Source organism: Streptomyces sp. NPDC047000 (assembly GCF_040644295.1).
Lineage (GTDB): Bacteria > Actinomycetota > Actinomycetes > Streptomycetales > Streptomycetaceae > Streptomyces.
Window position 1 is genome coordinate 143,564 of sequence record NZ_JBEYWE010000008.1, and the last position, 22,977, is coordinate 166,540.

The 22,977-nt window shown below is 72.9% G+C and carries 20 protein-coding genes; 9 read left to right on the forward strand and 11 right to left on the reverse strand.

Translation table 11 applies throughout. From position 1 onward, the window contains the following. Positions 1-38: 38 nt before the first annotated feature. Positions 39-1,484, reverse strand: a complete 1,446-nt coding sequence (xylB, locus tag ABZ862_RS15735; protein ID WP_360957751.1) for a xylulokinase — start codon at positions 1,482-1,484, stop codon at positions 39-41. Between the two features lie 179 nt (positions 1,485-1,663). On the opposite strand from xylB, the gene xylA reads away from it, so the two are divergent. Together xylA and ABZ862_RS15745 are read left to right on the forward strand one after the other, a co-directional pair. Further along, the gene (xylA, locus tag ABZ862_RS15740) at positions 1,664-2,830 is read left to right on the forward strand and encodes a xylose isomerase (RefSeq protein ID WP_360957754.1); all 1,167 of its coding nucleotides are present in this window, start codon (positions 1,664-1,666) and stop codon (positions 2,828-2,830) included. Positions 2,831-3,042: 212 nt separating this feature from the next. Further along, on the forward strand, positions 3,043-3,456 hold the full coding sequence (locus ABZ862_RS15745) for a hypothetical protein (protein WP_360957757.1): 414 nt from the start codon (positions 3,043-3,045) through the stop codon (positions 3,454-3,456). Between the two features lie 22 nt (positions 3,457-3,478). Here the strand turns inward: ABZ862_RS15745 and ABZ862_RS15750 are convergent, their stop codons facing one another. Next, positions 3,479-4,831: an esterase-like activity of phytase family protein gene (locus ABZ862_RS15750; RefSeq protein WP_360957760.1), complete on the reverse strand. Its 1,353-nt coding sequence runs from the start codon at positions 4,829-4,831 to the stop codon at positions 3,479-3,481. A gap of 244 nt (positions 4,832-5,075) precedes the next feature. On the opposite strand from ABZ862_RS15750, the gene ABZ862_RS15755 reads away from it, so the two are divergent. Continuing rightward, positions 5,076-5,258: a hypothetical protein gene (locus tag ABZ862_RS15755; protein WP_360957763.1), complete on the forward strand. Its 183-nt coding sequence runs from the start codon at positions 5,076-5,078 to the stop codon at positions 5,256-5,258. Positions 5,259-5,339: 81 nt separating this feature from the next. Here the strand turns inward: ABZ862_RS15755 and ABZ862_RS15760 are convergent, their stop codons facing one another. Continuing rightward, a complete protein-coding gene (locus tag ABZ862_RS15760; protein WP_360957766.1) occupies positions 5,340-6,269 on the reverse strand; it encodes a hypothetical protein in 930 nt (309 codons plus the stop codon). 177 nt (positions 6,270-6,446) lie between these two features. Continuing rightward, entirely contained in the window at positions 6,447-7,046 is a 600-nt protein-coding gene (locus tag ABZ862_RS15765) for a class I SAM-dependent methyltransferase (protein ID WP_360957768.1), read from the reverse strand. A 279-nt stretch (positions 7,047-7,325) separates the two neighbouring features. Here ABZ862_RS15765 and ABZ862_RS15770 point away from each other — a divergent pair, with 279 nt between their 5' ends. Next, complete coding sequence (locus ABZ862_RS15770; RefSeq protein WP_360957771.1) at positions 7,326-7,739, forward strand: roadblock/LC7 domain-containing protein; 414 nt, start codon at positions 7,326-7,328, stop codon at positions 7,737-7,739. Positions 7,740-7,867: 128 nt separating this feature from the next. Beyond that, the gene (locus tag ABZ862_RS15775) at positions 7,868-8,818 is read left to right on the forward strand and encodes a DUF6397 family protein (RefSeq protein WP_360957774.1); all 951 of its coding nucleotides are present in this window, start codon (positions 7,868-7,870) and stop codon (positions 8,816-8,818) included. 47 nt (positions 8,819-8,865) lie between these two features. Here the strand turns inward: ABZ862_RS15775 and ABZ862_RS15780 are convergent, their stop codons facing one another. Then, positions 8,866-9,732 (reverse strand): acyl-CoA thioesterase II, encoded by an 867-nt coding sequence (locus ABZ862_RS15780; RefSeq protein WP_360957777.1) that lies wholly within the window; start codon positions 9,730-9,732, stop codon positions 8,866-8,868. Between the two features lie 19 nt (positions 9,733-9,751). Then, entirely contained in the window at positions 9,752-12,265 is a 2,514-nt protein-coding gene (locus tag ABZ862_RS15785) for a DUF3516 domain-containing protein (protein WP_360957780.1), read from the reverse strand. Positions 12,266-12,410: 145 nt separating this feature from the next. On the opposite strand from ABZ862_RS15785, the gene ABZ862_RS15790 reads away from it, so the two are divergent. After that, on the forward strand, positions 12,411-13,205 hold the full coding sequence (locus ABZ862_RS15790) for a metal-dependent hydrolase (protein ID WP_360957783.1): 795 nt from the start codon (positions 12,411-12,413) through the stop codon (positions 13,203-13,205). Between the two features lie 95 nt (positions 13,206-13,300). Here the strand turns inward: ABZ862_RS15790 and ABZ862_RS15795 are convergent, their stop codons facing one another. The 4 genes from ABZ862_RS15795 to ABZ862_RS15810 form a co-directional block, all read right to left on the reverse strand. Continuing rightward, complete coding sequence (locus tag ABZ862_RS15795) at positions 13,301-13,771, reverse strand: DUF5709 domain-containing protein (RefSeq protein WP_360957786.1); 471 nt, start codon at positions 13,769-13,771, stop codon at positions 13,301-13,303. A gap of 355 nt (positions 13,772-14,126) precedes the next feature. Beyond that, the gene (locus ABZ862_RS15800) at positions 14,127-15,908 is read right to left on the reverse strand and encodes an ABC transporter ATP-binding protein (RefSeq protein WP_360957789.1); all 1,782 of its coding nucleotides are present in this window, start codon (positions 15,906-15,908) and stop codon (positions 14,127-14,129) included. Then, positions 15,905-17,725 carry an ABC transporter ATP-binding protein gene (locus ABZ862_RS15805; RefSeq protein WP_360957792.1) on the reverse strand — a complete coding sequence of 607 codons (1,821 nt, stop codon included), beginning with the start codon at positions 17,723-17,725 and terminating at the stop codon, positions 15,905-15,907. Before ABZ862_RS15805 ends, ABZ862_RS15800 begins: the two co-directional genes overlap by 4 nt. A 351-nt stretch (positions 17,726-18,076) precedes the next feature. Next, positions 18,077-18,526 carry a MarR family transcriptional regulator gene (locus ABZ862_RS15810; protein WP_360957794.1) on the reverse strand — a complete coding sequence of 150 codons (450 nt, stop codon included), beginning with the start codon at positions 18,524-18,526 and terminating at the stop codon, positions 18,077-18,079. A 147-nt stretch (positions 18,527-18,673) separates the two neighbouring features. Here ABZ862_RS15810 and ABZ862_RS15815 point away from each other — a divergent pair, with 147 nt between their 5' ends. Together ABZ862_RS15815 and mltG are read left to right on the forward strand one after the other, a co-directional pair. Next, positions 18,674-20,476: an ABC transporter ATP-binding protein gene (locus ABZ862_RS15815; protein ID WP_360957797.1), complete on the forward strand. Its 1,803-nt coding sequence runs from the start codon at positions 18,674-18,676 to the stop codon at positions 20,474-20,476. A gap of 43 nt (positions 20,477-20,519) precedes the next feature. Continuing rightward, on the forward strand, positions 20,520-21,374 hold the full coding sequence (mltG, locus tag ABZ862_RS15820; protein ID WP_360957800.1) for an endolytic transglycosylase MltG: 855 nt from the start codon (positions 20,520-20,522) through the stop codon (positions 21,372-21,374). A gap of 12 nt (positions 21,375-21,386) precedes the next feature. Here the strand turns inward: mltG and ABZ862_RS15825 are convergent, their stop codons facing one another. Next, positions 21,387-22,463, reverse strand: a complete 1,077-nt coding sequence (locus ABZ862_RS15825) for an NAD(P)-binding domain-containing protein (RefSeq protein WP_360957803.1) — start codon at positions 22,461-22,463, stop codon at positions 21,387-21,389. Between the two features lie 72 nt (positions 22,464-22,535). Between ABZ862_RS15825 and ABZ862_RS15830 the strand changes: the two genes are divergently transcribed. After that, the gene (locus ABZ862_RS15830) at positions 22,536-22,958 is read left to right on the forward strand and encodes a secondary thiamine-phosphate synthase enzyme YjbQ (RefSeq protein WP_360957806.1); all 423 of its coding nucleotides are present in this window, start codon (positions 22,536-22,538) and stop codon (positions 22,956-22,958) included. Positions 22,959-22,977: the final 19 nt, after the last annotated feature.

A 22,977-nucleotide genomic window follows, 5' to 3' on the forward strand; every position in this document is an offset into this window, starting at 1 on the left:
GCGTACACCCGGTGCGGTCCGTCCCGTCGGACGTACCGTCAGCGGGTGTCCCCGTCGCGGTCCAGGAGCGGGGCCGCGTCGGAGAGTACCCCGGAGATCCTGGCCAGCGTCTCCTCGTCGCGTTCCACGGCGTCCAGGACCGGGCCCGCGGTGGTGTTCCAGCGGCGGGCGACCGCCGCGGGGGCCTCGCCGGTGAGCAGTCCGGCCGCCTGTGCCGCGGCGCCGAGGGCGACCAGTTCCCTGGCCCCGGGCACCTGGACCGGGCGGCCCGACAGCCGCCGTACGGTCTGCTGCCAGGCCGTGCCCCGGGCTCCTCCGCCGATCAGCAGCAGCGGAGCGGTGCGGTCCGCGTCCTCGTCCAGGACCAGGTCCAGGGCGCCGAGGAGCGAGTGGACGGCCCCGTCGTAGGCCGCCTGGAGCAGCTGTCCCGGCGTCGTGTCGTGGCGCAGGCCGTGCAGCAGTCCCGACGCGTGGGGCAGGTTCGGGGTGCGTTCGCCGTCGAGGTAGGGCAGCAGGGTGACCGAGGTGCCGGACTCCACCGCCTCACGTTCCAGGCCGAGCAGGGCCGCGACGCGGTCGACGGCGAGCGTGCAGTTCAGGGTGCACGCGAGGGGCAGCCAGTCGCCGTGCGCGTCGGCGAAGCCCGCGACGGTGCCGGTCGGGTCGGCGGGTCGGCGCCGGGAAACCGCGTAGACCGTGCCCGACGTGCCGAGGCTCAGCACCGGCGTCCCCGGGTGCAGCCCGAGACCCAGGGCCGCCGCGGCGTTGTCACCGGTGCCCGGGGCCACCAGGGTGCCCTTGGCGAACGGCAGGTCGTGGCTGTCGCGCACCGTTCCCGCCACCTCGCCGGGCCGCACCACGCGCGGCAGCAGCGCGGGGTCGAGGCCGACGTGCCGCAGGATCTCCTCGTCGTAGGTCTCGGTCGCCGACGCCCACCAGCCGGTGCCGGAGGCGTCGCCGCGGTCCGTGGTGCCCTGGCCGGTCAGGCGCTCGGTGAGGTAGTCGTGCGGCAGCCGTACCGCCGCGGTCGCCCGGACCGCGTCCGGCTCGTGCTCGGCCAGCCAGGCCCACTTCGTCACCGTGAACGAGGCACCGGGCACGCTGCCCGTGCGGTCCGCCCATGCCTTGGGGCCGCCCAGCTCGTCGATCAGCCGGCGCGCCTGCGGGGCGGAGCGCACGTCGTTCCACAGCAGAGCGGGCCGCACGGGCTCGCCGTGCCGGTCCAGCGTCACCAGGCCGTGCTGCTGGCCGCCGACCGACACGGCGGCGGCCTCGCGCGCGGCGTCGCCGCACTGCTCCAGCGCCGCGCACAGGGCGTCCCACCACTGGCGCGGATCGCTCTCCCGGCCTGCCCCGGAGGTGACGGTGTGCGGCGCCTGGCCGCTCGCCACGACCTGCCCGGTGGCCGCGTCCACGACCAGTGCCTTGGTGGACTGGGTGGACGAGTCCACGCCGACGACGAGCGGACCCTCGGCTGCTGACATCGGGCTCTCCCTAATTTTTTCCGCGGCTCTGCGGGATCTACCTGCAGTTTTCCAGGATGCCCGGGACCTGGACGTCCCGGGCAGCACCTCTTCGGGACCACGGTCCCTTCCCAGAGATGCGTCGGCATACTAATTTGTAAACCGCCCTGACGAAATAGTCGCAAGCAAGGAGCCGCGGCATGAACTACCAGCCCACCCCCGAGGACAGGTTCACCTTCGGCCTGTGGACCGTCGGCTGGCAGGGAAGGGACCCCTTCGGCGACGCCACCCGCCCCGCCCTCGACCCGGTCGAGTCGGTGCAGCGCCTGGCCGAGCTCGGCGCGTACGGAGTGACCTTCCACGACGACGACCTGATCCCCTTCGGGTCCTCCGACACCGAACGCGAGGCGCACATCAAGCGCTTCCGCCAGGCCCTCGAGTCCACCGGCATGACCGTGCCGATGGCCACCACCAACCTCTTCACCCACCCGGTCTTCAAGGACGGCGGGTTCACCGCCAACGACCGCGACGTGCGCCGCTACGCGCTGCGCAAGGTGATCCGCAACATCGACCTCGCGGTCGAGCTCGGCGCGAAGACGTATGTCGCCTGGGGCGGCCGTGAGGGTGCCGAGTCCGGTGGCGCCAAGGACGTGCGGGTCGCCCTCGACCGCATGAAGGAGGCCTTCGACCTCCTCGGCGAGTACGTCACCTCGCAGGGCTACGACCTGCGCTTCGCGATCGAGCCGAAGCCGAACGAGCCGCGCGGCGACATTCTGCTGCCCACCGTCGGCCACGCGCTGGCGTTCATCGAGCGCCTCGAGCGTCCCGAGCTCTACGGGGTCAACCCCGAGGTCGGCCACGAGCAGATGGCCGGGCTCAACTTCCCGCACGGCATCGCCCAGGCCCTGTGGGCGGGCAAGCTCTTCCACATCGACCTCAACGGTCAGTCCGGCATCAAGTACGACCAGGACCTGCGTTTCGGCGCCGGCGACCTGCGGGCCGCCTTCTGGCTCGTCGACCTGCTGGAGACCGCCGGCTACACCGGCCCGCGGCACTTCGACTTCAAGCCGCCGCGGACCGAGGACTTCGACGGCGTCTGGGCGTCCGCCGCGGGCTGCATGCGCAACTACCTGATGCTGAAGGAGCGCGCCGCCGCCTTCCGCGCCGACCCGGAGGTCCAGGAGGCGCTGCGCGCCTCGCGTCTGGACGAGCTGACCCAGCCGACCGCCGCGGACGGTCTTCAGGCGCTGCTCGCCGACCGCTCGGCGTTCGAGGACTTCGACGTCGAGGCGGCCGGGGCACGCGGCATGGCCTTCGAGCGCCTCGACCAGCTGGCCATGGACCACCTGCTCGGCGCCCGGGGCTGACCCACGCGCGTACGCGCGCGCCGCCGTTGCTGCCGGCAGCGCGCGCGTACGCGTCATCACACATCATCGGACCGGTCCCCGCGAGGGGCCGGTCCGGCTGCTCTCCGGCAGGCTTCCCGATCGACCCGAAACCGTCCCGAGCCCGGCACCGGCGGATATCGACCTCCGCCCGGGGGTCGCGTGTCGGGCGCCGCCCGGAGATCCTTGACGGCATGAACATGCCGTCCCTGCCGTCGCAGCCGCCCGGACCTCCGAGTACCGGGCGGCGCCCGGGCCCGCTGCTGCTCGTGGTGGCGGCGCTGGTCGCCGTGGCGGCCGTCGCCGCGGTGCTGTTCATGACATCGGCGGGCGGTGGATCCGCGGACGGCAGGCCACCCGCGCGGAGCGACGCCGGTACCGGCCCCTCTCCCGAACTCTCGCCGAGCCTGCCGGCGGAGCCGTCCGGTGAACCGCCTTCGGCACCGCCGACCAGGCTGTCGACCGGCCTTCCCGGCGCACTGCCCTCAGGGCTGCCGAGCGGGGCGTCGGGCGAGCTGCCGAGCGGGGCGTCGACGAAGCCGCCCAGCGAACTGCCCAGCGATCTCGACTCGCTCGTCCCGTTCGTGCTGGGCGGCGGGCGCCCCTGAAGGCGCCCGCTCCCGGAGGCCGTCAGATGCCGTGCGGCAGCCGCACGTACGTCACCGCCGTCTCGATGCCGCTGTCGACCAGTCGGCCCTGCGCGTCGAACGCGCCCGCGCCGTCCGTCATGCCGAAGTCGTTGTCGTTGACGACCGCTATCGTGTCGCGGTCCACACGCGCGACACCCTCGATCTTCCCCGGCACACCGGGGACCGTGCCCAGGTCCACGACCAGCCGCTTGCCGAGCACCGGCACGCCCGAGGCCGCCGGGTCCGCGAGCTGCTCCAGGGACGGGGACGTGGTGTCGTCGTCCCAGGGGCCACCGAGGATGTCCGACCCGCGGTCCAGCCGCACCAGTTGCAGCCGGGCCGCCTTGTCGGTGCGCTCCTCCACCAGCAACCGGTCACCGCCCACGGCGACCACCGACGAGATCTTGAGCTCGGACGTGTCGTCCTCGCTCGGGTCGACCACGTCGACCGGGTCGAACCGGTACGCGTACTCGGCCGTGACCGCCTGCTTCCGCGGCGAGAAACGCAGCAGACGGGTGGTCCGCGAGGCGTCCCCGGCGTTCGCGTCGGGCAGGGACAGCGGGCTCTGCAGCGCGATCACCAGATCCCCGGACGGCAACTGGGCCAGGCCCTCGAAACCGCGGTTGATCTTCCGGTGCAGCAGGACCGACGGCAGCGCCTCCACCACCCGGTAGCCGGCACCGGTGAGGTTCAGGCCCTTGGGCACGTAACGCGTGAGCACCCTGCCCCCGGCGGAGACATGGACGAGCGAGGGCCCGTACTCGTCGACGAGCCAGAAGGAGCCGTCGGCGGCCCGCACGATGCCCTCGGTGTCCAGACCGTCCGGGTCGTACGACAGCGGGGTGCCGGCGTCGTACGAGTACGGTGCCTCGTCGCGGCCGGCCTGATCGGGCAGCCCGGTGACGGCCCTGCCGGACGCCGTGGTGATCGGAACGGCGTCGAGCACCTTCACCGAGCTGCCGGACACCTTGATCTTCACGATCGCCGGGTCGAAGCCCGGCACCGGGAACGTGCGGCGCTTCTTGCCGTCCACCTTGATCTGGCCGTTGGGCCCGCGGTCGGTGACCGTCCAGAACTCACCTTTGCGGCCCGCCGGGTAGATGTCGCTGCCGATGCCGCCGAGGTCGATGCCCCGGTCGTCGGCCACCGACCCGGGCAGCAGCGCGTTGCTGAACGACCCCAGCGGGATGTCGCCGAGCGTCGCCCGGCGGGTGACGTACGCGCCCTCACCGCCGTCTGTCCGACCGGCGCCGGAGGCCGGAGCGGCCGCCACCAGGGCTGCCAGCACGGCGAGGGGGACACCCGCCGCTACGGAACGGTGGACGCGGCGCCGGCCGGTGGCGTACGGGGACATCTGGCCTCCAGTGCTCAAAAACGGTGACAACGAACAGAGTTGGCTTCCGTCCGGAACGCCGCACGACGGCGGGGTGAACACCCGGCGTCACCCGCTCGGCGGATCATCCTTTCCGGCCTGCCGGGCGTCCTACCAGTAGGGGACGGACCTCAGGGTTGTCTCAGGGACGAGGTCCGGAACCGCGACGGGCATGCGGCCGTTCTCCCATCAGAGAGCGGCAGTGGCCGCGAAGGAGGCGACGCTCATGTCGAAGAACGCGAAGATCGCCGCAGGGGGAGTGGCGGCCGGTCTCATCCTGCTCATCTGGCTGCCCTGGTGGGCCGCACTCCTGATCGTTCTGGGGGTCCCGGCAGCCGCCTATCTCACCCTGGACCCCGCTCAGCGCCGCAGGCTGCGCCGTGTCACCCGCAAGGAGATCGGCCGCTGACCCGCAGTGTCCCGGCCGCCCCCGGCCTCTCGGAGAGGGTCCGCACGGCATGACAGCCGCGTCCGGCGGACCCGCACGGGTTCAACTGGGGCGCACGGCCAGTCTGTCGAGGGCCTCCAGCAGTCCGGGCAACTGCGGACCCCGGCCCACCGGCAGCACTTCGCCGGGTTCGTCGTCGAGCAGCACGAAGGCGATGTCGTCGGTCCTGGCCACCATCGACCAGCCGGGACCGTCGGCCCGCAGGGTCCGGGCCTCGCCCGGGGCGAAGGAGGAGCGGACCCTGCCCGGGGGCGGCGGGCGATCCACGTACGCGCGTGCCTCGGCGAGAACCCGCCGGACGCCGCTGTGACCGTGCGGTACCCCGTCCTCGCCCTGCGCGGTACCGCCGCTCGGTCCGTTTCCGGCGCCGCTCCCGCCGGCGCGGCCGTCACCGTCCTCCGGGCCGGTGTCCCGCGTCCCCGAGGCGTCCTCCGAGGCGCCGGACACCTGCTCGGGCCGGCGGAGGAAGAGGCCGTCGTCGATCTGTTCCCGCCACACCGCCCACCGCAGTGCGATCTCGTCGGCGCCCAGCCGGCGCTGCGCGGGCCCCCAGGTGCCGGTGTCCGGCGGGGACAGCACGGGACCGTCCGCCAGATCGGGGCCGGGGTCGTGCGGGGCCGGAACGCCCGGGGCGGCGACGGCCACCGCGAGGGGCCAGCCGGGAAGAGCGGCGACCACCGTGCGCTCGCCGGGGGACAGGTCGTACTCCATCCCGCAGTCCCACGACGCGATGGCGACGGCGACCAGCGACACGTCGTCGACGACCACCGTCCAGCGCGCACCGTCGCCGTCCTGTCCGATCACCAGTCCGTACCCGCCGGTCAGCGGCGCCAGCCCGAGTGCCGCGCAGGCCTCCGGATAGTCGTCGCCGAGCACGCTCGGGAACTGCGCGGGCGTCAGCAGCACCGCCGTCAGCACATAGAGCGCGTCGTCGGCGGCGGTGACGGCGGCGTCCTCGTCCGTCCCGGCCATCCCAGCCTCCCCAGGGGTTCGTCCAACGGCGCGCACCCTATTGCGGACCCGGCACGGTTGTCACGAGGTGTGCAATACGCGGCGTACCGATCCGCCGCCCGCCGCCGCCCACGGGTTCGCCCGGGACCACGCCGGCGCCCGGAGCCCCCTCGGCCGCACCTGCCCGGGACGGAACCCTCAGTCCTCCCGGACGGCCAGGGCCAGGAACCGGTCGTCCTCGTCGGTGTACGACGTCATGCGCCATCCCGAACCGGCGAGCAGCGGGCGGAGGTTCGCCTCCGCGCGCAGGTCGTCCGGGGTGAGGCGGCGCCCCTGGCGGGCAGCGAGCGCGGCCCGGCCGACGGGATGGAACAGCGCGAGTGCGCCGCCGGGCCGCACCACCCGGCGCAGCTCCCTCAGGTTCTCTGCCGGATGCGCCAGATGTGCGACGAGACCCGCCGCGAACACGGCGTCCAGCGACCCGGAACGCAGCGGCAGCGCGGCGACATCGGTCAGCAGCAGCCACCCCGCACGGTCCCGGCCGGCCCGCACGGCGGCCTCCAGCATGGCCGGTGTCAGATCGGCGCCGACGACGACTCCCGACGCCCCCACGGCCGCGCGCAACGGCGGCAGCGCCCGCCCCGTGCCGCAGCCCGCGTCGAGCACCCGGTCGCCCGCGCACAGTCCGAGCGCGGCGACCGCGGCGGCGTAGGCCGGACCGTCGTCGGGGAACCGGCTGTCCCAGTGGGCCGCGCGGGCGCCGAAGAACTCCTGCACGTGCGTGTGGTCGTCGCTCATACGACGCATGATCCCGTACCGGCGCCCCAAACGCTCCCGGTCCGTCACCGGAGCGTGCGCGACCGTGCCGGATCGCACCGTCCCGGACAGCCGCGCCGCCCGAGCCGGCCGGACCGGGAGAGGACCGGTCGGGGTGCCCCGGGGGACGAACGTCCGCCGCTCGCCGTGGGTCGTCTTCCGGACCATGACTCCGTCCTCCTTGCCCGGGCGCCCGACGTGGGGAAGGCTGGCGGCGAGTTCCCCCGGGCCGGGGGAGACGTCTCACGGGGAGAGCGGACCATGGCACAGAACCAGAAACTCGGCTGGCTGCTGGACGACCTGACCGCACGTGTCGAACACGTACGGCACGCGCTGGTGCTGTCCAACGACGGGCTCGTGACAGGCGCGAGCACCGGATTACGCCGCGAGGACGCGGAACACCTCGCCGCCGTCGCGTCGGGACTGCACAGCCTGGCCAAAGGCTCGGGCCGCCACTTCGGCGCGGGCCGGGTACGCCAGACGATGATCGAGTACGACGACGCCGTCCTGTTCGTCACCGCGGCCGGCAACGCCAGCTGCCTGTGCGTGCTCAGCGGTGCGGAAACCGACATCGGTCAGATCGCCTACGAGATGACACTTCTCGTCAACCGCGTCGGCGAACACCTCGACGTGGATGCGCGCCAGCCCGAGAACATCCCCTTCGCGGACTTCTGACCTGCGCGTTTTCGCCCGACCGTGGAGTTGTCCACAGGGCCGCCACGGATGTCGCGGGTGCGGCTACGGTTTTTCCCGGAGCCCGGCGCACACGGCGCGGGCCGTTCACTCCACGGGGGAGACCGACCATGTCCGGTGACACCGTCACACGCCCGCACCACCTCGCCCACGCCCCGGGCCGTGCGGCCCGGGAACTGGGCCTCAGACGCAGCGAACCGGACCTCGGCGTGCGCCTCGGACGGATCCGCACCGTACCCGGTGAAGGAGCCCGGGGCCGCCGGGTGCCCCGCGCCGAGATCGACCGGCTGCGCTCGGCGGACGGCTTCCCCAGCACGCTGCGCGACAGTGTCCGGGTCGTGGGCACGGCCCAGGCCGCGGCCGTACTCGGGGTGCCCCGGGCCCGCTTCACCCGTCTGGCACGCCTGGGCCTGCTGGTGCCCGCGACGTTCTGTCTGAACCGCTACCGCACCGTGGTCTGGCTGTATCTCGTCGAGGAACTGTCCCGGTTCACCACCCGGCAGGACGCCGCCCGGCTGCTGACCGGCCGGCTCTCCGAGGGACCGCGGGCCGAGCCGGCCGGGGGCCTCGACCTGCGGCCCCGCAACTGGCGCGCACGCCATCTCGGCTTTCTGCTGCGGCAGGCCCAGGACCCCTGGCAGCGAGCCGGGGCCGTCGCGGCCTTCCTCGCCCCCGCGCGGCTCGCGGACCTCGTCGGGGATCCCGGCGAGCTGGCCCGACTGCTCCGCCTCCGTCCACAACCGCCCGCCCACGGCGCACCCGGATCCCCCGCCGCCCGGCTCGCCGGGACGCTCATGACGGCGGACGCACCGGACGAGATCGACTGGCTGAGCGCCGACCTCGCCCAGGCCCTGCGGGAGGCCCGTACGCAGCGGCCCGTGCCGTGTCCCGCGGCGCGGGCGGTGCCGCCCGCGCCGCGGACGGACACCGGCGCGACGACGGGACCGGAACGGCGGGAAGCCCGCGTGCTCCCGGAGAGCCGACCGGAACGGTCCCCGCGACGCTCACGGGGACTGCTGGACCGGCTGCGCCGCAGAGTGCCCCGCCGCACGACGGCGTGACCCGGCCGGCGCCGGGAGAGAGGGCGCGGCCGTGCCCGGCCGGTGTCCTACACCCGTCTGAACAGGCCCTCCTGGACCACCGAGACCAGCAGCCGACCCCGCAGATCGTAGATGCGACCGCGGGCCAGACCCCGGCCGCCCGTCGCGATCGGTGACTCCTGGTCGTACAGCAGCCACTCGTCCGCGCGGAACGGACGGTGGAACCACATGGCGTGGTCGAGCGAGGCCATGTCGAAGTTCCGCGGACCCCACAGCGGCTCGACCGGGATGCGGACCGCGTCGAGGAGCGTCATGTCGCTGGCGTAGGTGAGCGCGCAGGTGTGCACGAGGGGATCGTCGCCCAGCGGGCCGACCGCACGCATCCACACCGCGCTGCGCGGTTCGGCGCCCTTGACGTCCTCGGCGTTCCAGCGCAGCCCGTCCACGTACCGGAGGTCGAAGGGCTGACGGCGCGCCATCCGCTCGAGCTGTTCCGGCAGCTCGCCCAGATGCTCCCGGATCTCCTGCGCGACCGTCGGCAGGGACTCCGGGTCCGGCACCTGGCGGGCCGGCGGCAGCTGGTGCTCGAACGGCCCTTCCTCGGGCCGGTGAAAGGAGGCGGTGAGAGTGAAGATCGTGCGGCCCTGCTGTACGGCGACGACCCGGCGCGTCGTGAACGAGCGCCCGTCCCGGACCCGTTCGACCTGGTACACGATCGGCACACCGGGGCGCCCGGGGCGCAGGAAGTACGCGTGCAGGGAATGCACCGGTCGTTCGCCGTCCGTGGTGCGTCCGGCGGCGACCAGCGCCTGCCCGGCCACCTGGCCGCCGAAGACCCGCTGCAGCGACTCCTGCGGACTTCGGCCACGGAAGATGTCGACCTCGATCCGCTCGAGGTCCAGCAGGTCGACGAGTCTCTCGGCCGGGTTCGTCATGGGCGAAGCTCTCCTCGGCTCACAGCTGGCCGACATCGGTGACGCGGACGATCGCACGGCCCTCGGCGTCCGACGCCGTCAGGTCGATCTCCGCGCTGATGCCCCAGTCGTGGTCGTCGTTCGGGTCGTCGAAGATCTGCCGGACGCGCCACAGCGCGTTCTGCGGCTCCTCCTCGATCATGAGCAGCTTGGGGCCGCGGGCGTCGGGGCCGGTGCCCAGCTCCTCGTACTCGTCCCAGTACTTGTCCATCGCCTCGCCCCAGGCCGCCGCGTCCCAGCCGGACTCGGCGTCCATCTCGCCCAGTTCGTCCACCTGGTCCAGAGCGGCGAGCTCGACACGGCGGAACATGGCGTTGCGCACCAGGACACGGAAGGCGCGCGCGTTGGCGGTCACCGGCTTGACCTCGTCGGCCCTCTCCTGGGCCTCCTCGGCGGTCATCTCCTCCGGGTTCGCGAGCTGTTCCCATTCGTCCAGCAGGCTCGAGTCGACCTGGCGCACCGTCTCGCCGAGCCACTCGATCAGGTCCTGCAGGTCCTCGGACTTGAGGTCGTCGGGGATCGTGTGGTCGAGCGCCTTGTAGGCGCTGGCGAGGTAGCGCAGCACGATGCCCTCGGTACGCGCCAGTTCGTAGAGCGACACCAGCTCCGTGAACGACAGCGCACGCTCGTACATGTCCCGGACGACGGACTTCGGCGACAGAGGGTGGTCGCCCACCCAGGGGTGGCTCCTGCGGTACGTGTGGTAGGCGTGGAAGAGCAGCTCCTCCAGCGGCTTGGGGTAGGTGACGTCCTGGAGGCGCGCCATGCGCTCCTCGTACTCGACGCCGTCCGCCTTCATCGCGGCCACCGCCTCGCCCCGCGCCTTGTTCTGCTGGGCGGCGAGGATCTGCCGCGGATCGTCGAGCGTCGACTCCACGACCGACACCATGTCCAGTGCGTACGACGGCGATTCGGGGTCCAGCAGTTCGAAGGCGGCGAGCGCGAACGTGGACAGCGGCTGGTTGAGCGCGAAGTCCTGCTGGAGGTCGACCGTGAGGCGGACGACACGGCCCTCGGCGTCGGGTTCGTCGAGCTTCTCGACGATGCCGCCGTCCAGCAGCGACCGGTAGATCGCGATGGCGCGCCGGATGTGGCGCAGCTGCTGCCTGCGCGGCTCGTGGTTGTCCTCCAGCAGCCGGCGCATCGCCTCGAAGGCGTTGCCGGGGCGGGCGATGACCGACAGCAGCATCGTGTGCGTCACCCGGAAGCGGGAGGTCAGCGGCTCCGGTTCGGAGGCGATCAGCTTCTCGAAGGTGTTGTCCGTCCAGCCGACGAACCCTTCGGGCGCCTTCTTGCGGACCACCTTGCGGCGCTTCTTCGGGTCGTCGCCCGCCTTGGCGAGCGCCTTCTCGTTCTCGATGACATGCTCGGGCGCCTGCGCGACGACGAAACCCGCCGTGTCGAACCCGGCCCGCCCGGCCCGCCCCGCGATCTGGTGGAACTCCCGGGCCCGCAGGGTGCGGACGCGGCTGCCGTCGTACTTGGTCAGGGCGGTGAACAGCACCGTGCGGATGGGCACGTTGACGCCCACGCCGAGCGTGTCCGTCCCGCAGATCACCTTCAGCAGACCGGCCTGCGCCAGCTTCTCCACCAGCCGCCGGTACTTGGGCAGCATCCCGGCGTGGTGGACACCGATGCCGTGCCGGACGTAGCGGGACAGGTTGCGGCCGAACTTGGTGGTGAAGCGGAAATTGCCGATGAGCCCGGCGATCTGGTCCTTCTCCTCGCGCGAGCACATGTTGATGCTCATCAGGGCCTGTGCGCGTTCCACGGCCTGCGCCTGGGTGAAGTGCACGATGTAGACCGGTGCCTGCCGGGTCTCCAGCAGATCGGTGAGCGTCTCGGTCATCGGGGTGAGCCGGTACTCGTAGGAGAGCGGCACCGGGCGGGTCGCGGAGCGGACGACGGAGGTGGGCCGGCCGGTGCGGCGGGCGAGGTCCTTCTCGAAGAAGGAGACGTCACCGAGGGTGGCCGACATCAGGACGAACTGGGCCTGGGGCAGTTCGAGCAGCGGGATCTGCCAGGCCCAGCCCCGGTCCGGTTCCGCGTAGAAGTGGAACTCGTCCATGACGACCTGGCCGACGTCCGCGGCCCTGCCGTCGCGCAGCGCGATCGACGCGAGCACCTCGGCCGTGCAGCAGATGACGGGCGCGTCCGCGTTCACGGACGCGTCGCCGGTGAGCATGCCGACGTTCTCGGTGCCGAAGAGCTTGCACAGCTCGAAGAACTTCTCCGACACCAGGGCCTTGATCGGTGCCGTGTAGAAGGTGACCTCGTCGCGGGCCAGCGCCGCGAAGTGCGCCCCCGCCGCGATCAGGCTCTTTCCCGATCCGGTGGGCGTCGACACGATCACGTTCGCGCCGGACACCGCCTCGATCAGCGCCTCCTCCTGATGGGGGTAGAGCGTGAGACCCCGCTCCTGCGCCCACGACTCGAAGGCTTCGTAGAGGGCGTCTGGGTCGGCGGTCGGCGGCAGCTGATCGATGAGGGTCACGCCCCCATCTTGCCTGCCGTCGTCCCCCTGAGGGGAATCGGATGTCGGTACGACGATCATGACGGGTACGCTGTCCCGCCGACACAGCATCGGCGCACCCGGTCAACCGGACAGCGGTACACGAGGAATAGGGCGGGCAACGGCCATGATGGGACCAGCACACTCACTGTCGGGGGCCGCGGCCTGGCTCGGGGTCGGAGCGGCCGCGGCCGCCGCCGGTCACACGATGCCCTGGCCGGTGCTGCTGGTAGGCGCGCTGATATGCGCCGGCGCCGCACTGGCCCCGGACCTCGACCACAAGGCCGCCACGATCTCCCGCGCCTTCGGCCCCGTGTCGACCTGGCTCTGCGAAGTGGTGGACAAACTGTCCTACGCCGCCTACAAGTCGACGCGCAAGCCGGGCGACCCGCGCCGTTCGGGCGGTCACCGCACGCTCACGCACACCTGGCTCTGGGCGGTGCTGACCGGAGCGGTGTGCTCGGCGGCGGCGATCGCCGGGGGCCGGTGGGCGGTGCTGGCGATCCTGTTCGTGTTCATGGTGCTCGCCATCGAGGGCCTGCTGTGGCGGGCGGCCCGCGGCTCCAGCAGCGACGTCCTGGTGTGGCTGCTGGCGGCGACCAGCGCGTGGATCCTCGCGGGCACCCTGGACAAGCCGGGCAACGGTTCGGACTGGCTCTTCTCCCAGCCGGGCCAGGGGTACCTGTGGCTGGGCCTGCCGGTCTTCCTGGGGTCGCTGGTGCACTGCGTCGGGGACGCGCTGACCGTCTCGGGCTGCCCGATCCTGTGGCCGATACCGCTGGGCCGCAAGCGCTGGTACCCGATCGGCCCGCCCAAGGGCATGCGCTTCCGGGCCGGCAGCTGGGTCGAGATCAAGGTGCTCATGCCGGTGTTCATGGTGCTCGGCGGAGTGGGCTGCGCGGCCGCGCTCAATGTGATCTGACCGGCACGTCCGGTACGGTCCGCACGTCCGGTACGGCCCGGGGCACGGGCCGTACCGGACGTGCGTCCCCTCCAGCCGGTGCGGGCCGGCCGTGGTCAGCCGGAGAGGGAGTCCTCGTCCACGATGTGCATGGCGGCCTCCTCGGCGGAGGCGGCCGCGCCGTCGATGCCGACGTCCGTGGCGATCAGCGCGCTCTCGTCGTCCTCGTGCGCCCCTTCGTCGGGCGCCACCAGACGGCCCGAGCGCAGGGCGCCCACCTCGTTGTCGAGGGCCTCGCCGTCCGAGCCCGGACAGTCACCGATGCCGTCACCGTCGGGTGCCGTGATGTCGGGCACCTCCTCCGCGAGCCGCTGGTCGAGGGTCTCCCCACGGAACCGCTCCGCGGCCGTCACGTCCGGGCGCTCCACGGCCCAGGGCCGCTCGGGCGGGGACCAGCCGCGGTCGAGAGGATCATCGACCCCGTCGTTCTCCAGGGTGTCCTCCACGTCGAGCAGTCCCGAGTCCTCGCGGATCTCGGACCCGTCGGGCTGGTAGACGTCGTCACCCCATCCCTCGACGCTGTTCACGGCTACCTCCAGATGGTGGGGACGGGGCCGTCGCCACGGCCCGCGGCGGGCCCGCCGGCTCCCGGGACACCGACCGTCCCCGTGGCCGGACCGCTGGGCCCGCGGACGTTTCCCGAGCCGGTGCCGTCTCCAGCCTTCCACCCGGGATCGCTCTCGCGCAACGTCACCGCGTGCCGCCTGCGCCCGCTGGTGACGACCCGGGCCCGCGTCCCGGCCGAACGGCCGCGGGGGCACACCGCGGACGGCAGGTCCGCACCGCCGCGTTCCGGACCGCCGCGGTCCCCCGCCGTTTCCCGGCCCCGCGGCAGGGCGCCCCGCCGCGAGGTGTCCCGCCGCGCGCCGCCCGGCCGCCGGCTCACCCGTGCCAGGATCTCCACAGCGCCGCGTACGCGCCCTCCGCGTCGACCAGTTCCCGGTGGCTGCCCACTTCGGAGATGCGGCCGTCCTCGACGACGGCGATGACGTCGGCGTCGTGGGCCGTGTGCAGCCGGTGGGCGATGGCGACCACGGTGCGGCCGTCGAGGACACGGGCCAGGGACCGTTCCAGATGGCGTGCCGCACGCGGATCGAGGAGGGAGGTCGCCTCGTCCAGGACCAGCGTGTGCGGGTCGGCCAGCACCAGCCGGGCCAGCGCGACCTGCTGGGCCTGGGCCGGAGTGAGCGCGAGTCCGCCCGAGCCGACCTCGGTGTCGAGCCCGTCGTCCAGAGCCCGCGCCCAGCCGTCCGCGTCGACCGCGCCGAGTGCCGCCCACAGCTCGGTGTCCGTGGCGTCCGTGCGGGCCAGCAGCAGGTTGTCGCGCAGGGGACCCACGAAGACGTGGTGCTCCTGGTTGACCAGGGCGACATGCGCACGGACGCGTTCGGCGGGCATCCGGGACAGCTCGGCGCCGCCGAGGGTGACCCGCCCCTCCCGGGGCGCGTAGATCCCGGCGAGCAGCCGCCCGAGCGTGGACTTGCCGGCCCCCGAGGGCCCGACGAGGGCCAGCCGGGTGCCGGGCGCCACCTCGAGGGACACCCGGCGCAGTACGTCGACACCCTCGCGGTAGCCGAAACGCACCCGGTCCGCGTGCACCTGCCGGCCCTCCGGCGCCGGTCCGGCGTCACCCGCCTCCGGCTCGATGTCCCGGACGCCGACCAGACGGGCCAGCGACACCTGCGCCACCTGGAGTTCGTCGTACCAGCGCAGGATCAGGTTCACCGGATCGACGAGCATCTGCGCGATGAGCGCGCCCGTCGTCAGCTGGCCGACGCCGACCCAGCCGTGCAGGACGAACACCCCGCCGACCATGAGCACGGACAGGAGGACGGTCACATGGGTGAGATTGATGACCGGGAAGAGGACCGACCGCAGCCACAGCGTGTAGTTCTCCCAGGCGGTCCACTCCTTGACCCGCCGCTCAGACAGCTCGACACGGCGGCGCCCGAGACGGTGGGCCTCGACGGTGCGTCCGGCGTCCACGGTCTCGGCGAGGGCGGCGGCCACGGCCGCGTATCCCGCGGCCTCGGAACGGTACGCGGACGGTGCCCGGCGGAAGTACCAGCGGCAGCCGATCACCATCGCCGGTACGGCCAGCAGCACCGCGGCGGCCAGCGGCGGGGCGGTGACCACGAGACCGCCCAGCAGCAGCACCACCCACATCACGCCGATCGTGAGCTGGGGCACGGCCTCCCGCATGGCGTTGGCCAGCCGGTCGATGTCCGTCGTGATGCGGGAGAGCAGGTCGCCGGTGCCCGCGCGCTCCAGGACGCCCGGCGGCAGCCCGACCGAGCGCACCAGGAAGTCCTCGCGCAGGTCGGCCAGCATCCGCTCGCCGAGAACCGCGCCCCGAAGCCGTACCTGCCGTACGAAGACGGCCTGGACCAGCAGAGCTGCCGTGAACACCGCGACGGTCGGCCCGAGGCGCAGCTCGCGCGCGGGGTGCGACACCCGCTCGACGAGGTCGCCCAGCAGCCACGGACCGGTCATCGAGGCGAGCACCGCGGCCGTGTTCACCGCGATGAGCAGCACAAAGGCACGGCGGTGTCTGCGCAGCAGCTCGGCCACGTAGGCGCGCACCGTCGCGGGGCCGCCGACGGGCAGTGTGGTCGCCGTCGTCGGCGCCGCGGGGTCGTACACCGGTGGTGCGACGCCGATCATGCGCTTTCCTCGATCTCTTCCAGCTTCTCCAGCTCTTCCAGGGTGTCCGGCGCGTCGTCCGCGGTGCCGCCGGGCTCGGCGCCGGTCTCCCTGGTCACCACCGCCCGGTACCGCGGCTCGGCGCGGACCAGTTCGCGGTGCGTGCCCACCGCCCGCACCTCGCCCGCGTGGACGAGCACCACCCGGTCGGCGCGGTCCAGGAGGAGCGGTGAGGAGGTGAACACGACCGTCGTGCGTCCTGCCCGCAGCCGCCGTACGCCCTCCGCGACCCGGGCCTCGGTATGGGAGTCCACCGCGGAGGTCGGCTCGTCGAGCACGAGGACCTCCGGGTCCGTCAGCAGCGAGCGGGCCAGCGCGAGCCGCTGGCGCTGGCCGCCCGACAGGGATCTGCCGCGCTCGGTGATCCGCGCGTCCATCGGGTCGGCGGCGTCCAGCGACCCCTCGACGAGCGACGCGAGGACGTCCTCGCAGTGTGCGGCGGCCAGCGCGTCCCCGGCGCCCACGCCGCCGGAGGCGGGCACGTCGAGGAGTTCGCGCAGCGAACCGGAGAGCAGCACCGGGTCCTTGTCCTGGACGAGGACGGCCCTGCGGGCCGTGTCCAGGGGGAGCCCGTCCAGCGGTACACCGCCCAGCAGGACCGACGGGCCGCCCTCCGCGGGGTGCCCGCCGAGCCGCTCCGCGAGCCGGCCCGCCGCGTCGGGGTCGCCGCACACCACCGCGGTGAGCAGGCCCGCGGGGGCCAGCAGACCGGTGGCGGGGTCGTACAGATCGCTGCCGGACGGCGGTTCCGCCCCCCGCGCGCCCCCGCCCCCGGCGCCGGTGGGGCGCTCCAGCGACAGCACGTGTGCGGCACGCCGGGCCGACGGGCGGGAGAAGGAGTACGCCATGGCGATCTCCTCGAAATGCCGCAAAGGATAGGTGAGGACCATCACCGAGCTGTAGACGGTGACCAGTTCGCCCACGCCGATCCGGCCCTCGCGGGCCAGCCGGACGCCGTACCACACGACGGCGATCAGCAGCAGTCCCGGCATCAGCACCTGGATCGCGGAGATGAGAGACCACATCCGGGCGCTGCGCACGGCGGCGTGGCGGACCTCCTGGGAGGCGCGGCGGTAGCGGTCGAGGAAGAGCTCCTCCCCGCCGATGCCGCGCAGCACCCGCAGCCCGGCCACGGTGTCCGAGGCCAGTTCGGTGGCGCGGCCCGCCTTCTCGCGCTGCAGGTCGGCCCGCCGGGTGGCGCGGGGCAGCAGCGGCAGCACCGCGAGGGCCATCACGGGCAGGCCGACGGCGACGATCACGCCGAGGGCGGGCTGGTAGACCAGCAGGGCGACGCAGACCGCCACGACGGTCAGGGCGGCGGCGGTGAAACGGGAGACGGACTCCACGAACCAGCCGATCTTCTCGACGTCACCGGTGGAGACGGCCACCACCTCACCGGCCGCGACCCGCCGGGTGAGGGCGGAGCCGAGCCCGGCGGCCTTGCGGGCGAGCAGCTGCTGGACCCGGGCCGCGGCAGTGATCCAGTTGGTGATCGCGGCCCGGTGCAGAAAGGTGTCGCCCAGCGCGATCGCCGCGCCGCACAGCACCATCAGACCGCCGGTCAGGGCGAGCCGGGTGCCCGAACGGTCCACCACCGCCTGCACGGCACGGCCCACGAGGAACGGGAGGCCGGAGACAGCGATGAAGTGCACCAGCCCCCAGGCCAGCGACCTGAACTGGCCGCCCAGCTGGTTCCGGCCCAGCCACCACAGGAACCGGGGACCCGAGCGCGTGTCCGGCACACCGGGGTCGGAGAACGGTAGGTCTTGGATCTGCATGACGTCCCAGTGGCTCGTCGTGTCAGGGGGAGGGGAACGGGAGGGGGACGCCGCGGGGCGGGTGGCGGCGAGCTGACAGACTGGCGCCGGGACGCCGACGAAATCAAACGGTTTTCCACAGCGGCGCACGGAACCGTCACGTCGGCGCACCGCACCGGCTGTCCGCCGTGCAGGTCCGGCCGCCCCCGGATCCCTGTCCCATCATCCGGAGCGCGATGCCGCCGCGGACCGGTGCGCGGCGGTGCACCGGGGGCAGGCGGGCGGCGCGTCGGCGGACCGCGCGGCCGGGGCGGGAGCCGGCCGGAAGACCCTGAGCGGCCCGTGCGCCCGGCGCGCACGGGGTGCCCGGGGTCAGCAGAGGCGGGCGGCGTCCCCGTCCATCAGGGTGTCCAGCAGGCCGCCGAACACCGCTCGCTGTTCGTCGGTCAGCGGCGCCAGGATCTCCTCCGCCGCCGACCGGCGTGCGCCGCGCAGTTCGCGCAGCGCCCTGCGGCCGTCCTCGGTGAGTTCTATGCGGATGACCCGCCGGTTGGTCGGGTCGGGGGCCCGGCGCACCTTGCCGTTCGCCTCCAGGCCGTCGACCAGCGTCGTCACGGCCCGGGGCACCACCTCCAGCCGCTCGGCCAGATCTGCCATGCGGGGCGGCGAGCCGTAGTGCGCAAGGGTGCGCAGCAGCCGGGACTGGGCCGGGGTGATGCCCAGGTCGCGCTGTTCCAGATGACGCTTCTGGATGCGGTGCACCCGGCGGGTGAGACGCAGCAGTTGCTCGGCGAGCAGGGCGTCGCTGTCCGGGGAGGTCATGCGGGAACAATAACAGGATGCGGTTCATTGTGAGTATAGGTAACAATGAGCTGCGATCCGTCAGTCACCGTCGGCAGGACCGCCGGCACCGGCCGTGAACCGGTCCGGCAGGGTCCGCGGCCGGCGCCGACCTCTCCGTAGGAGCCCATGCATCCCGACAGTCAACCCTCCTGGACCCCGCCCGCCGACGCCGGGGAACAGCCCCGGCAGGTGCGGCGCATCCTCCGGCTCTTCCGTCCCTACCGCGGCCGTCTCGCGGTCGTCGGTGTCCTCGTCGCCGCCGCCTCGCTGGTCTCGGTCGCCTCGCCCTTCCTGCTCAAGGCCATCCTCGACACCGCCATCCCCCAGCGGCGCACGGGTCTGCTGAGCCTGCTCGCCCTCGGCATGATCCTCAGCGCCGTGCTGACGAGCATCTTCGGAGTGCTGCAGACCCTGATCTCCACGACCGTCGGGCAGCGTGTCATGCACGACCTGCGCACGGCGGTCTACGGCCGGCTGCAGCGCATGTCGCTCGCGTTCTTCACGCGCACCCGCACCGGCGAGGTCCAGTCCCGCATCGCCAACGACATCGGCGGCATGCAGGCCACCGTCACCTCCACCGCCACCTCGCTGGTCTCCAACCTCACCAGCGTGGTCGCCACCGTCGTCGCGATGATCGCCCTCGACTGGCGGCTGACCCTGGTCTCGCTGCTCCTGCTGCCGGTCTTCGTGTGGATCAGCCGCCGGGTGGGCAACGAGCGCAAGAGGATCACCACCCAGCGCCAGAAGCAGATGGCCGCGATGGCCGCCACCGTCACCGAGTCGCTCTCGGTCAGCGGCATCCTGCTCGGCCGCACCATGGGCCGTGCCGAGTCGCTCACGGCGTCCTTCGCGGACGAGTCCGAGCGTCTGGTCGACCTCGAGGTGAGGTCGAACATGGCCGGCCGCTGGCGCATGGCCGTGATCACGATCGTGATGGCCGCGATGCCCGCCGTCATCTACTGGACCGCCGGGATGGCCCTCCAGTTCGGCGGTCCGCAGGCGTCCATCGGCACGATCGTCGCCTTCGTCTCGCTCCAGCAGGGTCTGTTCCGGCCCACGGTCAGCCTGCTGGCGACGGGAGTCCAGATACAGACCTCGCTCGCCCTGTTCCAGCGCATCTTCGAGTACCTCGACCTGCCGGTCGACATCACCGAGCGCGAGGACCCGGTCCACCTCGACCGGATCAAGGGCGAGGTGCGGTTCGAGAACGTCGAGTTCCGCTACGACGGCAGGAGCGGTCCCGTCCTCGACGGCGTCGACATCACCGTCCCCGCCGGGGGCAGTCTCGCGATCGTCGGCCCGACCGGTGCCGGGAAGTCGACCCTGGGCTATCTGGTGCCCCGGCTCTACGACGTGACCGGCGGACGCGTCACCCTGGACGGGGTCGACGTGCGCGACCTCGACTTCGACACCCTCGCCCGTGCGGTCGGCGTCGTCTCCCAGGAGACGTACCTCTTCCACGCGTCCGTCGCCGACAACCTCCGCTTCGCCAAGCCCGACGCCACCGACGGCGAACTGCGGGCGGCGGCCGAGGCGGCCCAGATCCACGACCACATAGCCGCGCTGCCCGACGGCTACGACACCGTGGTCGGTGAGCGCGGGCACCGCTTCTCGGGAGGTGAGAAGCAGCGCCTGGCCATCGCCCGCACCATCCTGCGCGACCCGCCGGTCCTCATCCTCGACGAGGCGACCAGCGCCCTGGACACCCGCACCGAGCACGCCGTGCAGGAGGCCATCGACGCCCTGTCCGCCAACCGCACCACGCTCACCATCGCGCACCGGCTGTCCACGGTCCGCGGCGCCGACCAGATCGTGGTCCTCGACTCCGGGCACACGGCCGAACGCGGCACCCACGAGGAACTCCTCGGTGTCGACGGACGGTACGCGGCACTGGTGCGCCGGGACGCCCGACTGGAGCCGACGAGCTGACGATATGCCAGGTTTTTGACGGTATGCGGGTTACCGTGCCCGCATGCAGACGAACACTCCGCCACGGAGCACGATCCGGCTGACGCGCCGGGGCCGTCTCGTCCTGGTCGCGACCGGGGCCGTAGTGGCCGGCACCGCCGTGGCGGTGCCGCTGCTGGTGCTCGGCGGCGCCGAGGAGACCCGGCCCACCGCCCTGGTGATCCCGGAGGGCTGGCGCGCGAGCCGCGTCTACCAGGCCGTCGACAAGGCCCTCGCCCTGCCGCCCGGCAGCACCCAGAAGTCGGTCGCCAAGGCCGGCCTCAGACTCCCGGACGACGCCGACGGCAACCCCGAGGGCTACCTCTTCCCCGCCACGTACCCGCTTCCCGCCGATCCCGGGAAGACGGCTCCGCAGAAACTGCTGTCGGTCATGGTCGACACGGCGAACCGCAGGTTCAACGGTGCCCCGGTCGCGGCGGGCGCACAGCGCAACGCCATGAACGTCTACCAGGCCGTCACCGTCGCCAGCATCGTGCAGGCCGAGGCCGCGACGAAGGCCGACATGGGCAAGGTGGCCCGGGTCGTCTTCAACAGACTCGCCAGAGGCATGCCGCTCCAGATGGACTCCACCCTGAACTACGCGCTCAACCGCAGCACGCTGAAGACCACGGTCGGCGACACCGGGCTCGACAGCCCGTACAACTCCTACCGGCGCATGGGGCTGCCGCCCACGCCCATCGGCAACCCGGGCGAGGACGCCATGCACGCGGCGGTCAACCCGCCGCCGGGCGACTGGCTGTACTTCGTCACGGTCAGGCCCGGAGACACCCGCTTCACCGCCGACTTCGCCGAACACCAGCGCAACGTGGCCGAGTTCAACGCGGCACAGCGGAGTGCGAACCCCTCGGCGGCGAAGTGACCCGGAGGGGCGTCAGACGGTGACGGGCTCCCCGGCCAGCAGTTTCCTGATGTCCCGTACCGCCGCGCGGCCGGCACGGTTGGCGCCGACCGTGCTGGCCGAAGGACCGTATCCGACGAGATGGACCCGCCGGTCGGAGACCGCCCTGGTCCCCTCGACCCGGATACCGCCGCCCGGCTCGCGCAGCCGCAGCGGCCCGAGATGGCCGACGGCGGGCCGGAAACCGGTCGCCCACAGGATGACATCGGCGTCCACGCGCCGCCCGTCGTCCCACTCCACACCGGTGGGCGTGATCCGGTCGAACACCGGCAGCCGGTCCAGCACCCCGTCCGCGAGGCCCTGCCGGACCGCATCGCTGAGCGGCAGGCCGGTCACGGACACCACGCTCCGGGGCGGCAGCCCCTGCCGCACCCGGTCCTCGACGAGGGCCACCGCGGCGCGCCCCGCGCCCTCGTCGAAGGGACCCTCCCGGAACACCGGCGGCCGCCGGGTGACCCAGGTGGTGGCGGCCGCGTACGGGGCGATCTCCAGCAGATGCTGGGTCCCCGAGGCGCCCCCGCCCACCACGACCACCCGCAGCCCGGCGAAGGCCTCCGGCCCCGGGTACCCCGCGGTGTGCAGCTGACGTCCCCGGAAAGTCTCCCGGCCCGGGTAGCGCGGCCAGAACGGCCGGTCCCAGGTGCCCGTCGCGTTGATCACCGCACGTGCCGACCAGGTGCCGGCCGAGGTCTCCACCAGCAGCCGTCCGTCCGCGTCGTCCCGGACGGCGCGGACGTCCACGGGGCGTCGCACCCGCAGCCCGAAGGCACGCTCGTAGGCGGCGAAGTACCCGGCGACCACCTGCGACGACGGCCGTGCCGGATCGGCGCCGGTCAGCTCCATGCCCGGCAGCGAGTGCATCCCGTGCACCTTGCCGTACGTCAGCGACGGCCACCGGAACTGCCACGCGCCCCCGGGCCCCGGGGAGTGGTCCAGCACCACGAAGCCGCGCTCCGGCACGAAGCCGGTGCGCCGCAGGTGATAGGCCGCGGACAGACCGGCCTGCCCGGCCCCGAGGACGGCCACCTCGACCTCACGCATGTCGTTCACGTATCAACCAACGGTGCCGGATGCGAGGATCTTCCCGCGCCACCGGGCGGGCCGATGGACGAGGATGAGGTCATGCCAGCTGCGTTCACCACCCGGGTCCTGACCATCTCCTCCGGCTCCCGCGAGGCCGTCGTCGACCTCACCCGCGACTGCGAGGCGTTCCTGCGCGAGACGGCCGCGGGCCGCGACGGACTGCTCAACGTCTTCGTCCCGCATGCCACCGCGGGTGTCGCGGTCATCGAGACCGGCGCGGGCAGCGACGACGACCTCCTCGCCGCCCTGCACACCCTCCTGCCCGCCGACGACCGCTGGCAGCACCGCCACGGCAGCCCGGGCCACGGCCGCGACCACGTCCTGCCGGCCCTCGTCCCGCCCCACGCGACGCTCCCGGTCGTGGACGGACGGCTGGAGCTGGGCACCTGGCAGTCGGTGTGCCTGGTGGACACGAACAAGGACAACCCCCGGCGCCAGGTGCGCCTGTCGTTCCTCGGATAGCAGCCCCCGCGTGCCGCGC